This window comes from Caballeronia calidae, assembly GCF_900044055.2.
GTDB lineage: Bacteria > Pseudomonadota > Gammaproteobacteria > Burkholderiales > Burkholderiaceae > Caballeronia > Caballeronia calidae.
Window position 1 is genome coordinate 224,445 of the sequence record NZ_FCOX02000002.1, and the last position, 12,986, is coordinate 237,430.

At 62.2% G+C, this 12,986-nt stretch carries 13 protein-coding genes and 1 pseudogene; 5 read left to right on the forward strand and 9 right to left on the reverse strand.

What is annotated here, in order from left to right; genetic code table 11:
• Nucleotide 1: 1 nt before the first annotated feature.
• The 6 genes from AWB78_RS03235 to AWB78_RS03260 are packed head-to-tail and all read right to left on the reverse strand — an operon-like array spanning nucleotide 2 to nucleotide 5,772.
• Complete coding sequence (locus AWB78_RS03235) at nucleotides 2–691, reverse strand: DUF2848 domain-containing protein (RefSeq protein ID WP_062602181.1); 690 nt, start codon at nucleotides 689–691, stop codon at nucleotides 2–4.
• A gap of 11 nt (nucleotides 692–702) precedes the next feature.
• Complete coding sequence (locus tag AWB78_RS03240) at nucleotides 703–1,929, reverse strand: ABC transporter substrate-binding protein (protein ID WP_096031733.1); 1,227 nt, start codon at nucleotides 1,927–1,929, stop codon at nucleotides 703–705.
• 37 nt (nucleotides 1,930–1,966) lie between these two features.
• On the reverse strand, nucleotides 1,967–3,310 hold the full coding sequence (locus AWB78_RS03245) for an amidase (protein WP_062602186.1): 1,344 nt from the start codon (nucleotides 3,308–3,310) through the stop codon (nucleotides 1,967–1,969).
• 2 nt (nucleotides 3,311–3,312) lie between these two features.
• A complete protein-coding gene (locus tag AWB78_RS03250) occupies nucleotides 3,313–3,699 on the reverse strand; it encodes a cupin domain-containing protein (protein ID WP_062602187.1) in 387 nt (128 codons plus the stop codon).
• Between the two features lie 29 nt (nucleotides 3,700–3,728).
• Nucleotides 3,729–5,210, reverse strand: a complete 1,482-nt coding sequence (locus AWB78_RS03255) for a 4-hydroxyphenylacetate 3-hydroxylase family protein (RefSeq protein ID WP_062602190.1) — start codon at nucleotides 5,208–5,210, stop codon at nucleotides 3,729–3,731.
• A 31-nt stretch (nucleotides 5,211–5,241) separates the two neighbouring features.
• Entirely contained in the window at nucleotides 5,242–5,772 is a 531-nt protein-coding gene (locus tag AWB78_RS03260) for a flavin reductase family protein (RefSeq protein WP_062602192.1), read from the reverse strand.
• A 253-nt stretch (nucleotides 5,773–6,025) separates the two neighbouring features.
• Here AWB78_RS03260 and AWB78_RS03265 point away from each other — a divergent pair, with 253 nt between their 5' ends.
• Complete coding sequence (locus AWB78_RS03265; RefSeq protein WP_062602194.1) at nucleotides 6,026–7,237, forward strand: IscS subfamily cysteine desulfurase; 1,212 nt, start codon at nucleotides 6,026–6,028, stop codon at nucleotides 7,235–7,237.
• Nucleotides 7,238–7,257: 20 nt separating this feature from the next.
• Here the strand turns inward: AWB78_RS03265 and AWB78_RS03270 are convergent, their stop codons facing one another.
• Nucleotides 7,258–7,800, reverse strand: a complete 543-nt coding sequence (locus tag AWB78_RS03270; protein ID WP_062602196.1) for a MarR family winged helix-turn-helix transcriptional regulator — start codon at nucleotides 7,798–7,800, stop codon at nucleotides 7,258–7,260.
• A gap of 579 nt (nucleotides 7,801–8,379) precedes the next feature.
• Between AWB78_RS03270 and AWB78_RS47485 the strand changes: the two genes are divergently transcribed.
• Nucleotides 8,380–8,967, forward strand: a complete 588-nt coding sequence (locus AWB78_RS47485) for a cysteine hydrolase family protein (RefSeq protein ID WP_062602422.1) — start codon at nucleotides 8,380–8,382, stop codon at nucleotides 8,965–8,967.
• Nucleotides 8,968–9,014: 47 nt separating this feature from the next.
• On the opposite strand, the gene AWB78_RS03280 is transcribed toward AWB78_RS47485, so the two are convergent.
• Nucleotides 9,015–9,470: a nuclear transport factor 2 family protein gene (locus AWB78_RS03280; RefSeq protein ID WP_232477593.1), complete on the reverse strand. Its 456-nt coding sequence runs from the start codon at nucleotides 9,468–9,470 to the stop codon at nucleotides 9,015–9,017.
• A 112-nt stretch (nucleotides 9,471–9,582) separates the two neighbouring features.
• Nucleotides 9,583–9,942 (reverse strand): annotated as a pseudogene (locus AWB78_RS03285) (altronate dehydratase); the annotation flags it as partial.
• Between the two features lie 102 nt (nucleotides 9,943–10,044).
• On the opposite strand from AWB78_RS03285, the gene AWB78_RS03290 reads away from it, so the two are divergent.
• From AWB78_RS03290 to AWB78_RS03300, 3 genes are read left to right on the forward strand one after another with little or no spacing between them, the layout of a single operon-like run.
• Nucleotides 10,045–11,400, forward strand: a complete 1,356-nt coding sequence (locus tag AWB78_RS03290) for an MFS transporter (protein WP_062602202.1) — start codon at nucleotides 10,045–10,047, stop codon at nucleotides 11,398–11,400.
• 46 nt (nucleotides 11,401–11,446) lie between these two features.
• Nucleotides 11,447–12,418, forward strand: a complete 972-nt coding sequence (locus AWB78_RS03295) for a dipeptidase (RefSeq protein WP_062602204.1) — start codon at nucleotides 11,447–11,449, stop codon at nucleotides 12,416–12,418.
• Nucleotides 12,419–12,443: 25 nt separating this feature from the next.
• Nucleotides 12,444–12,968, forward strand: a complete 525-nt coding sequence (locus tag AWB78_RS03300) for a DUF5943 domain-containing protein (RefSeq protein ID WP_062602206.1) — start codon at nucleotides 12,444–12,446, stop codon at nucleotides 12,966–12,968.
• Nucleotides 12,969–12,986: the final 18 nt, after the last annotated feature.

Sequence of the window (12,986 nt, forward strand, 5' to 3'; positions counted from 1 at the left end):
GTCAGCCGGCCACCGGCAGCGTCTCGATCTCATATGCGTGCCGCAGCGTGCGCCCGAGAACGGGGTCTTCGAGCACGGTCTCGAAGCGCTGCGCCGGACGAATCCCGCCGATGGCCGCGAGCGTGCCGCACAGCATCGCGGTGCCATCGACGAACTCGCCGCCGCGTTGCGCGAACTGATCGAGCAGGTCCTGCGGCGAGCGCATCGCGGTCACCTTGCCTTCCTGATAGAGCACGCGCTCGCCGTCGATCGTCGCGTACGAACGCAACAGCAACTGATCCCAGTGACCGGCCACGTCGCTCAGGCGCCAGAGCGTGTTCGAGCAGGGCTTGTCGCACATCTGCTTCGACACGGTGATGCCATAGGCTTCGACCTGCCGGTCCGTGTGATCCGATGCCACGCCGACATACACCTCGCCGCCGTCCTTCACCAGCACGAACTCCGCTTCGCCGCTGCTCTCCTCGCCCGTGACCTGCATCATCGGCGCGGGACCGAGGCGATCCGCTGCGACGCGATAAAACACCGGCGTATAAGCGGGCCGTTTGATGCCCAGCTCTTCGAGCTCGCGGATGTGCTTCTCCATCGCTTCGGTGTCGCGTCCGGTCCAGCCCGCGATGACGAGCGTGTCGATTGAAATGTCGCGCTCGATGCTGCCGTCGCGGTCTTCGATGTTGAATGTGATGGCTTTCATGTGTGGCTCCTTTATTTCCCGGCGACGACTTTCCCCGCGACGAGCGGGCAATGGCTCGCGCTGAGCGGCGCATACGCGTCCTGCGCGGAAATCGTCTGCTTGATCGTGTAGTAATCCCAGGGCTTCTTCGATTGCTCCGGGCTCTTGACCTCGGCGATGTACATGTCGTGCACCATGAGGCCATCGGCGCGAATCACGCCGTTGGTCGCGAAGAAATCGTTCACGGGCGTCTTGCGCATCTGCGCGAGCACGGCGTCGGATGCATCGGTGCCGCTCGCCTGCACGGCCTTCAGGTAATGCAGCGTCGACGAATACACGCCCGCCTGGATGAACGTCGGCATGCGGCCGGTCTTCGCATGGAAGCGCTGCGACCAGGCGCGGCTCGCGTCGTCGCGGTCCCAGTAGAACGGCGTCGTCAGCATCATTGCCTGAGCGGACTTGAGGCCGAGACTGTGGACATCGCTGATGAACATTTGCAGGCCTGCGATCTTCTGCTTGCCCGGCGCGTTGATGCCGAACTCGCGCGCCGTCTTGATCGCGTTGACGGTGTCCGCGCCCGCGTTGGCGAGGCCGATGACCTTCGCGTGCGACGCCTGCGCCTGCAGCAGATTCGACGACAGATCCGCCGCGTGCATCGGATGCTTCGATTCGCCGAGCACCTTGCCGCCCGCCGCGTTCAATGCCGTCGCCGAATCGTTCTTCAGCGACGCGCCGAGCGCATAGTCGACGGTCAGGAAGTACCACGAGTTGTCGCCGGCGCGCGCCATCGCCTTCACGAGGCTCGTCGTCAGCGCAAAGGTGTCGTACGAGTACTGGATCGTGTACGGCGAGCACGCTTCGTTGCTCAGCTTGGTCGTGCCCGCGCCGCTCGCAATGGCAATGCGATGCTTCTCCTTCGCCACGTTCGACACCGCGAGCGCCACCGAAGACGGCAACAGGTCCTGCACCATATCGACCTGCTGGTTGTCGAACCATTCGCGCGCGACGGTCGCGGCGACATCGGTCTTGTTCTGATGATCCGCGCTGATCACCTTGACGGGTGCGCCGAGCACCTTGCCGCCGAAATCGTCGACGGCCATCTGCGCCGCGACGACCGAGCCTTTCCCGCCGATATCCGAAAAGATCGACGACATGTCGGTGAGCACGCCGATCTTCACCACGCCGTCGCTGATATCGGCCGCGCTGGCCGTCATCGAGACGGCGGCGGACAACGCAGTGCACGCGAGTTGCCTGAACATGGAAGTCTCCTTGATATGTATTCGGAAGTGCGCCGCGTCAATGCGAACGCACGACTGCTTCGACGCCGGCGCCCATCGCGAGCAACGGGCGATCGCTCATGTGCCGGCCCATCAACATCAGTCCCACGGGTGCGTCGCCGTTCGCGTGACACGGGATCGAGACCGAGCACAGATCGAGCATGTTGGCGATCGACGGATTGCGCAGCAGCAGGCGATTCGTCGCCGTGTACGCAGGTTCATCGTCGAGATCGGCGATGCGCGGCGCGACGATCGGCACCGTCGGGCAGACGATGGCATCGAAGGGCCGCAGTTCGTCGTCGGCTTGCCGGCATAGCTGCCCGCGCAGCGCGCGATTGCGCAGATACTCCGCGGTGCTGTGCTCGCTGCCGAGCCTGATGCGGGAAATCACGCGCGGGTCGTAATCGTCGGCATGACGTTTGATCATCCCGACGTGCCACGCCCACGCTTCAGCCGCAACGAGGCCGCCATGCTGGCCGAGCGTCGCGAGATGCTTCCAGCTCTCGAACGAGACTTCATGCACGATCGCGCCCGCCGCCGTCAAACGTGCGATTGCACGCTCGAACGTCGCGGCGACGTGGGCATCCATGTCGTCGAGCACGATGTGCTTCGGCATGGCGAAGCGCAGCCCGCTCAACGGCAGCGGCATGACCGCAGCCGGTTCGGTGTCGCCGGCCATGATCGAATCGAGCGCGGCGCAGCACGCCACGCTGGATGCGATCGAACCGATCGAGTCATAGCTCGACGACAACGGCAACGCACCTTCCAGCGGAACGCGCGCGGCAGTCGGCTTGAAACCGGCGAGTCCGCACAGCGCAGCGGGAATGCGGCACGAGCCGCCGGTATCCGATCCGATCGCCGCGGCGGCCATGCCATCCGTCACCGACACCGCCGCGCCCGACGACGAGCCGCCCGGAATGCGCGCCGCGTGTCTGTCGAACGGATTCGCGGGCGTGCCGTAATGCGGATTGATGCCGAGGCCCGAGTACGCGAACTCCGTCATGTTGGTGCGGCCGACGAACACGGCGCCCGCCGCACGCAATCGGCCTATCGCGAGCGCGTCGCGCGTGGCGACCTGCTCCGGCAGAATCCGGCTGCCGGCGCGCGTGATTTCGCCCTGCACGTCGAAGAGATCCTTCACCGAGATCGGAATGCCCGCGAGCGGACCGGCGACGCCATGAAGACGCAATGCATCGCTTGCCGCTGCCTGGGCCTTCGCCGCGGCACTCACGCCGTAGGGAAAGACGCGCCGGCCTTCGCCCGCGTCATCGCCGATTCGTTCGATGCACGACGCGAGAAGCGAGGTGGCATCGAGACGTCCATCGGCGAGCTGGGCGCGCAATGTTTCGAGAGCGGGCAGCATGATCAGGCCGGATCGTAGTAATGCACTTCGAGGAGCACGCAGCCGCCGTGCGACTTGAACGGCCCATGCCACGCGCCCGGCGGACGCACCGCATACGTGTAGCCTTCGAATGGCTTGCCGCCCTCGCCTTTATCGTCGTTGCCGACCGTGAGATCGCCTTCGACGAGAAACACTTCCTCCCAATAGTCGTGGACGAACGGCTTCGTCGTGTACATCCCCGCGGGCAGGCGCAGAAGACGCGTGCGGCTGCCGCGCTTGTTGTCGGTATCGAGCGCGCCGGAGAGGATCAGCTCCTGTGCGCCGGAACCGGGCGCATAACCTTCCGGCAGTTGCCAGCCGTCGGCCATGTCGAGTCCGTGGAACTCGTCGTGAAGTTTGTTGATAGCCATGTGTGTTTCTCCTTTGGGAAAGTCTGGATTCAGGCGGCCTGGCGCGTCTTCGCCAGTTCGGCATCGAGCGAATAGCTGGACAGCATGTTGTCGACGAGACCCGTGGCGCGGCGCCAGTCATAGCTGCGATACGCATGACCCTTGGTCACGAACGACGCGCCCGCATAGAACAACTCGTATTGGTTATGACGCGATGCGAACTCCGAGCCGACGGCGTCCCACGCGAGCTTGAAGAACTTCACGCGTTCTTCGGCGCTGCAGACCGGCGACTTCTGCGTCTTCTCGATGATGCGTGCGAGATCGGGATTCTCGAAGTCGTGCACGCTCGACGGCAGCATGATCATTCCGCCGCCCGCGAGTTCGCGCAGCGTGGTGAGGATCTTCGAATAGAGCTGCTGCGTGAGCACCTGCGAGCTGTAGAGCATGTTGCGATCGGGCACGTAGTAACCGTTGACGATGCTGCCCTTCGCTTCCATGCCGTACACATAGGCCTCGACCATCGATGCTTCCGACGCGAGCTGGCCCAGCGTCTCGCGCACTTGCGGAAACGCATTCGTGCCGTTGACCTCCGAAATCTTGAGACCGAGGCCGACGAGAAAGCGCAGCTTCGTCATCAGGCGCACCTGGCACTGATAGTTCTGGTAGACGTGCGCGGGCGTCGCATGGAACTGCTTCGCGCACATGGAGACATCGCCCGCGACGAAGATCCGCTCCCACGGCACCTTCACGTCGTCGAAATAGAGCACTGCATCGTTCTCGTCGTAGCGGCTCGACAGCGGGTTGTCGAACACCGACTGCGCGTGCTCTTCGTACGACTTGCGCGACATCACCTTCATGCCCTTCGCGTTCATCGGAATCGCGAACGACAGCGCGTACATCTCGTCGCCTTCGCGCAGCGGCTGAATGCAACTGCAGAAGACTTCGTTCGCCATGATGCCGCTCGTCGCGAGCATCTTCGCGCCGCGCACCGTGATGCCTTCCGCATCCTGATCGACGATGCCCACGGCGAGATACTTGTCTTCCTGCTCGTGCGCCGACTTCGACTGATTCGCCTGCGGATTGACGATCACGTAGGTCAGGAAGAGATCGTTGTCGCGGGCGTACTTGTAGTAGTCGCGCAGCGCGCCGGCGCGGGCCGGGTCGTACTGCTCGAAGAGGTCGATGCCCATGACCATGCCCGAGATGCACGACGCGACGTGATCCGGCGAGCGGCCCATGAAACCGAAGTGCAGTTCCGTCCACGCTTCGAGCGCGGAACGCCGCTCGACCAGTTGCTCGTAGGATGTCGGCAGTTCCCAGATGCGGCTCACGCGATTGCCCGAATCCGGTGAAACGAACGTCATCTTCTCGACGTTTTCCGGGCGCGCCTGATAGTCGTAAAGGCTCGCGTAGCTGCGAATGGAATTGCGGAATGCAGGGTGCGCGGTGACGTCGCCGACCGCCTTGCCGTCGAGATAAACCTGACGTCCGTCGCGCAATGACGCAATGTGTTGAGTGCCGTTCTTGATCATGGTGTTCTCCTGGATGAGTTCGTCCGCCGTTTCAGGCCGACGCTGCGTGTACGCCGTTGAGCGTGTGATAGCGGCCGCCGAAGAAAATGAGCGGACGTCCTTGCGAGCGCGTCTGATGACGCGTCACGCGGCCGACGAAGATCACGTGGTCGCCGCCGTCGTATTGCGCATAGGGCTCGCATTCGAAAGTCGCGAGGGTGTCGGGAAGCAGGACCGGTTCGTCGCACGAGTCGTTTGCCGCGTCGCGCCAGCCCCATTTGTCGCCGTTGGCCTTCGCGAAGCGGTTCGACATGTCCTGCTGCGACTCTTCGAGCACGTTGACCGCATAGCTGCCGGCCACGCACAGATCGGCGAGGCTCAGGCTTCGGCGGTCCACCGAAAACAGAATCAGCGGCGGATCGAGCGACACCGAATTGAACGACGCGACCGTCATGCCGATCGGCGCTCCTTCGCGCCTCGGCGCCGTGATGACCGCGACACCCGTCGCGAACATGGCCAACGCTGACCGGAACTGACGCTGCACTTCCGGATCGATGCTCGCCCGTACGATGCTGTCTTTCATCTCGCTCTCCTTCGCGCCGCGCCGCCGGCGACGCTTTCGTAAAACCACACAAAGCCTTGTTATTTAGCTTTGTTTCTTAGCTTTCATTAAATGCCAACGGATCGCGTCGTTCAAGCTATCGTTTACCCTCGGCAAAAAAGCTTTGTATGAAAGACAACCCTACTCGACGAATGGGTGTTGACCAGAGGAAGCAAGGGGCCGGGCTACACTTCGGCCAACTTCCTGAAGATGGCCCTGCACTGGAGCACGACCGATGACCTCACGCCCCATCTACATGGACTACAGCGCGACGACGCCCGTCGATCCGCGCGTGGTCGACAAAATGCTTCCGTACCTTTACGAGCGCTTCGGCAATCCGGCATCGCGCAGCCACGCTTATGGCTGGGAAGCGGAAGAAGCGGTGGAAACCGCGCGCCGCCATGTCGCCGCTCTGCTGCATGCGGACCCGCGCGAAATCGTCTGGACGTCGGGCGCGACCGAAGGCAACAATCTCGCGATCAAGGGCGCGGCGAACTTCTATAAGGCGCGGGGCCGTCACATCGTGACGGTGAAGACCGAGCACAAGGCGGTGCTGGATACGTGCCGCGAACTGGAACGGCAAGGGTTCGACGTCACGTATCTCGACGTTGGGCACGACGGATTGCTCGATGTCGCCGCGGTGCGCGCGGCGCTACGCGCGGATACGGTTCTCGTGTCCGTCATGATGGTCAACAACGAGACCGGCGTGATACAGCCGATCGCCGACATCGGCGCGATGTGCCGCGAAAAGGGCATCCTGTTTCATTGCGACGCGGTGCAGGCGGCGGGCAAGATCGCCATCGATGTCGGCGCGCTCAACGTCGATCTGCTGACGGTCACCGCGCACAAGGTCTATGGCCCGAAAGGCATCGGTGCGCTGTATGTGCGGCGCAGGCCGCGCGTGCGCATCGAAGCGCAGATGCACGGCGGCGGTCACGAACGCGGCATGCGATCGGGCACGCTGCCGACGCATCAGATCGTCGGAATGGGCGAAGCGTTTCGGCTCGCGCAGGAAGAGATGGACGGTGAAAGCCGGCGGGTCGGTGCGTTGCGCGACCGGCTGCTCGCAGGGCTTCTGCAGTTGGACGAGGTCTATGTCAACGGCGACCTGACGCAGCGCATCGCGCACAACCTGAACGTCAGCTTCAATTTCGTCGAAGGCGAATCGCTCATCATGGGCATCAAGGGTGTCGCGGTGTCGTCGGGGTCGGCGTGCACGTCGGCGTCGCTGGAACCGTCATACGTGTTGCGCGCGCTCGGCCGCAGCGATGAACTGGCGCATAGCTCGATCCGCTTCACGCTCGGCCGCTTCACGACCGAAGAGGAAGTCGATGACGTGATCCGCCAGGTGCAGGAGACCGTGACAAGGTTACGCGCGCTGAGCCCGCTGTGGGATATGCATCTGGAAGGCATCGACCTGAACACGATCCAGTGGGCCGAGCATTGAGCATGCAGCCCGCGTGGCGCTCACGACTTATCCTGCCGTGCGATCAGATGCGAGAGATCGAGTGTTGCGCGATCGCCATTGGCGACGAGCCGGTCGACGACCGAGCACAGCGCCTTGAACTCGGTCTTCGTCACGCCTTCGAACAGCACGTTGTTGATGCGCTGCTGCGTCGCGGCGAGTTCGCGGAGCAGCTTCGTCCCGTTCGATGTCACGGTGAGGCGCATCTTGCGCTTGTCGTCGGGGTCCGAGCGCTTGTCGATGAAGCCGAGCTTCTTGAGCTTGCCGGTTTCGATCGTGACGAACGCGCCGCTCAGATGCAGATGGTCCGCGAGCCGGTTCACCGTCACCGACTCGCCGTGCGAAAGATGCGCGACGGAGACGAGCAGCGAATACTGGATACCGGTCAGGCCGATGAGCGTCCCGAAGCCGTCGCGCACGGACAGAAGCCGGGCCGCGAATGGCAGGAGACCGTTGATCAGATGGCGGAATTCCGTGTCCGTCCCGTCGACGAGACACGCTGGATTGGTTATCGTCAGAGCGGATTCGTCGATCTGCTTCGGCATGACACTCAAACTCCTGGATGCTAATGTAGTTACCTTTTAAAAATAATTATACGGCAAAGCTTGGAATAGGAGATTTTAGCCATGAATCCTGCAATATCGACCTCTTCTGTCCGGTCGCTGCTGGAATGTTATATCCGCGCGAAGGATCAGAACCAGCCCGATCTGATCTTCGACTGCTTCGCCGCCGATGCCGAACTGACGTTCGACATCGCGACCGATGCAATCGATTTTCCGCGCAGCGTGACCGGCGCCGCGGCGATCGCCAAAACGCTGGTCGCGGACTTCGGCGAGCGGTTCGATCGCTGCCGCACTTATTACGTGTGTGCCGCGCCGGAAGTGGATGCGGATGGCATCTGCACGATGCCGTGGCTCGTCGCGATGCGACAGAAGGACAACGGCTCGCTGCGGTTCGGAAGAGGCGAATATCGGTGGCGCATCGCGCGCATGGGCGACGGGTCCGACAGAATCGTCGGGTTGCATATCGCTATCGAGCGCATGGATACGATCGACGATCCGGGCTCGGTCAGGCTTCGGTCCTTGCAGGACACGCTGAATTATCCGTGGCTCACACCGGCGGAACTGGTGTCGCACGGCGCGTTGCAGATTCCGCCAATCACGCCGGCGAAAACCGCGCTCATCGTCATGCATTATCAGACCGACATTCTCGGTCTCTTTCCATCGGTCGCGCCGGACTTGATCGCCAACACGCGCACACTATGCGACGCAGCGCGGAGCAAAGGCGTCTGCGTCTATTTCGCCAATCTGCGGTTCAGTCCGGGCTATCCGGAAGTCAGCCCATTGAACAAGAATGGGCAGGGAATCAAACGGCTTGGTCTCTTCGTCGAGGACCGGATCGCGCCGGAACTGGGCCAAACGGCCGATGAACCGCTCATCGTCGCGCACCGAGCCAGCGTGTTCTTCGGCACCGATCTCGAGGCGCGACTCTCGGCACGAGGCGTCGATTCGCTGATCATGGTCGGCATTGCGTCGACCGGTGTCGTGCTGTCGTCGGTCGCGTATGCGAGCGATGCGGACTTCCGCCTGTACACGGTCAAGGATTGTTGTTACGACCCGGATCAGGTGGTGCATGAACATTTGTTCTCCACCGCATTCGATTCGCGTACGACCGTGCTGTCGCTCGCGGATGCCTTGCTGTTGCTTGCCTAGCGGTTCGATGACGTCCGCGCGCCGTTTGAACAACACGATATGACGCATCATGCTTTCGGCGCCAGGTGATAACCGCGTCCTTCGTAATCGAAATCGACGAGTTCGTTGATCTCGACATCCTTTTGCGCGGGAGAAGCGTAGTACGCGCGAATCTCGCGGATCAGGCCCGATGCTTCATCGAAGACATACCATTGGTCTCCACGCAGCGCGGTGCCCGCTTTCGACTTCCAGTGCGTCCACTCGATCACGGCCTCGTGGCTGTCGTGGCTCACGAGAATCTTTTCGATGGTCCATTGCGAGCCCAGGTTCTCGACGCACCATTGCCACTTGCGTGCGATCGTGTCCGCGCTGCGCCACGGAATGTCCGGCAGACCCGAGGGAAAGTAATGCACCGCATCGGGCGTGAAGCAGGAAACCAGCTTGTCGTAGTCGGCTTCGTTGCAGGCATCGAAGTAGCGGCGAATCAGTGCGGCGTATTTCGCCTGATCGACTGCGGCCATCATTGCGCTCCTTTTCCGAACACGGGTTTGATCTCGGGATGTCCATCGGCGAGCCAGCTCGGCGAAGGCTGGAGCGCCGTGCGCTTCGCGGAGGACGGCACGGTGGATCGCATCGTCAGCCTGCCGGTCGCCGTGCCGACCGAACGAACTCGTTCGCGCCGACGCCGAGCGCTTCGCTCTTCGTCGGCTCGCCCGATGCATGCCGGACGATCTGCTCGAAGATCGCCTGCCCCATTTCCTCCAGCGTCGCTTCGCCGTCGATGACCGGTCCACAGTTGATGTCCATGTCCGCGGCCATGCGCGCGTACATCGGCGTATTGCTCGCGAGCTTCATCGTCGGCGCGGGAACCGATCCGAAGCACGATCCGCGCCCCGTTGTGAAGCAAACCAGGTTCGCGCCGCCCGCGATCTGGCCCGTCGCGGAGACCGGGTCATAACCGGGCGTATCCATGAAAACGAGGCCGGGCTGCGTCACGCACCGATTACCTAGGTAATTGACACGTATGGACCTACGTAATTTGAGCCTCTACTCTCGTTTCGATACCGGAAGGAACCGGAACTTCAGAGGAGAGGAACAATGTCACGTCAGGGCACTCAGGAAGTCGACACCAGGACGTTACGGCGCGTCATCGCGGCGGCTTCCATCGGCAATTTTGTCGAATGGTTCGATTTCGCCGCGTACGGATTTCTCGCAACCATTCTGACGCGGGAGTTCTTTCCGAGTGGCGATCCCACTGTCGGGCTTCTGAAAACCTTCGCGGTATTCGCGGTCGCGTTCGCATTCCGTCCGCTCGGCGGACTCTTCTTCGGCATCGTCGGCGACCGGATCGGGCGCAAGCGAACGCTCGCTTTCACCATCCTCCTGATGGCCGGTTCGACGACGTTGATCGGCCTTCTCCCGACCTACGCGAGCATCGGCTATTGGGCACCGCTGCTGCTCACGATCATTCGCTGTGTGCAAGGGTTTTCCGCAGGGGGCGAATACGCGGGGGCCTGCGCTTATGTGATGGAACATGCGCCGCGCCGCCGCCGTGCGTTCTTCGGCAGCTTCGTTCCGGTGTCGACCTTCTCGTCGTTCGCTTGCGCGGCCGTCGTTGCGTATCTGCTCGAATCGTCGCTGTCGGCGCAAGCGATGGTGGACTGGGGCTGGCGCGTTCCGTTCCTCGTCGCGGCGCCGGTCGGTCTCATCGGCGTGTATCTGCGCGTCAATCTGAATGAAACGCCCGCGTTTCAGGCGCTCGAAGGCAAGCACGAAGTCGCGCACGCGCCCTTGCTGGAAACGCTGCATTCGCAGTCGTGGAACATCCTGAAGCTTGGCGCGTTCGTATCGGTGACGGCGCTCTCCTTCTACACGTTCACGACGTATTTCGCGACCTATCTTCAAATCGCCGGGCATCTGTCGCGCAGCACCTCGCTCCTCGTGACCGTGCTCGCACTTTGCTTCGCAGCGGCCTTGTGCCCGCTCGCAGGCCTTTTCTCCGATCTGGTGGGCCGCCGCGCGACGATCGCAAGCACCTGCATCTTCATCATCGCGTCGGTTTATCCAGCGTTCTCGCTGGGTGGATCGGGTGCCTTGTCGCCGTCGCTGTTCGGCGTCGCGCTCCTCGCCATCGGCGCCGTGCTCTCGGGCGTGGTGACCGCACCGCTCATGTCGGAAGTATTCGCAACGAAGACGCGCTACACCGCGTCCGCGATCACCTACAACCTCGCCTACACGATCTTCGGCGGCACCGCGCCGCTCGTCGCGACATGGTTGATCTCGGCCACCGGCACGAATCTGTCCCCTGCGTATTATCTGATCGCCGTGTCGATCTTCGCGATGATCGGCGGTCTCGCGCTGCCTGAAACGTCGAAGACGGCGCTCGAAGAAGCCGGCCCCGCGACCGAGAGCGATGCCGCGCCGGCCAAGCGCAGCTTCGAACGAACCATTTGAACGCGTCACGCCCTCCCTTATTCCTGCGAAACCGAACGGACAAGCAATGAGTAGCCTCCACGATTCGAGCATCATCATCGACGGCCTGAACATCTCGAAGTTCGAGCGCTCCGTGTTCGAAGACATGCGCAAGGGCGGCGTCACCGCCGTCAACTGCACGGTCTCCGTGTGGGACGACTTTCAGAAGACCATCGACAACATCGCGGAAATGAAGCAGCAGATCCGCGAATACAGCGAAATTCTCACACTGGTGCGCACGACCGACGACATCCTGCGCGCGAAGAAAGAGAACAAGACCGGCATCATCTTCGGCTTCCAGAATTCGTATGCGTTCGAGGACAACCTCGGCTATATCGAAGTATTCAAGGAACTCGGCGTGAACGTGGTGCAGCTTTGCTATAACACGCAGAATCTCGTCGGCACCGGCTCTTATGAACCGGACGGCGGATTGTCCGGATACGGCCGCGAAGTGATTCAGGAGATGAATCGCGTGGGCATCATGGTGGATCTATCGCATGTGGGCGCGAAGACTTCTTCCGATGCGATCGCCTGCTCGAAGAAGCCCGTCACGTACTCGCATTGCTGCCCTTCCGGTTTGAAGGAGCATCCGCGCAACAAGACGGACGATCAACTGCGCGAGATCGCCGAAGCAAACGGCTTCGTCGGCGTGACGATGTTCATGCCGTTTCTGCGGCGCGGCGCGGATGCGACCGTCGACGATTATCTCGAAGCAATCGAATATGTGATCGATGTGATCGGCGAAGACAAGGTAGGCATTGGCACGGACTTCACGCAAGGTTATAGCACCGAGTTCTTCGACTGGATCACGCACGACAAGGGCCGCTATCGTCGCCTGACGGATTTCGGCAAGGTCGTCAATCCAGAAGGTATTCGGACGATCGGCGAATTCCCGAATCTGACGGCCGCGATGGAGCGCGCGGGCTGGAGCGAGTCGCGCATCAAAAAGGTGATGGGCGAAAACTGGCTGCGCGTGTTCGGCGAAGTCTGGAACGGCTGAATCGAACGGAGAGATCGAGACCGCCATGCAGCCTCAATTGCCTATCGACGTCGATCCGCAAACCGGCGTCTGGACCACCGATGCGCTGCCGATGCTGTACGTGCCGCGTCATTTCTTCACCAACAATCATGTTGCCGTCGAGGAAGCGCTCGGTCGGGAAGCGTATGCCGAGATTCTTTATAAGGCCGGCTACAAGTCCGCGTATCACTGGTGCGACAAGGAAGCGGAGAAGCACGGCATTAGCGGCACGGCGGTGTTCGAGCATTACCTGAAGCGTCTGTCGCAGCGCGGCTGGGGCGTGTTCAGCATCGTCGAGGCCGATCCGGCGACGTCGACTGCGCGCATTCAATTGCGTCACTCGTCCTTCGTGCTCGCGCAACCCGGCAAGCACGGAAAGCTATGCTACATGTTCGCAGGCTGGTTCGCCGGTGCGATGGACTGGGTCAACGACACGGCGCCCGCCAGCGCGAGCAGAGGTCCGCGCGCGCATTCGGCCGAAGCGCAATGCGCGGGCGAAGGTCACGATTGCTGCGTCTTTCACGTCGGGTGACCGTTCGCACGCGCGCTA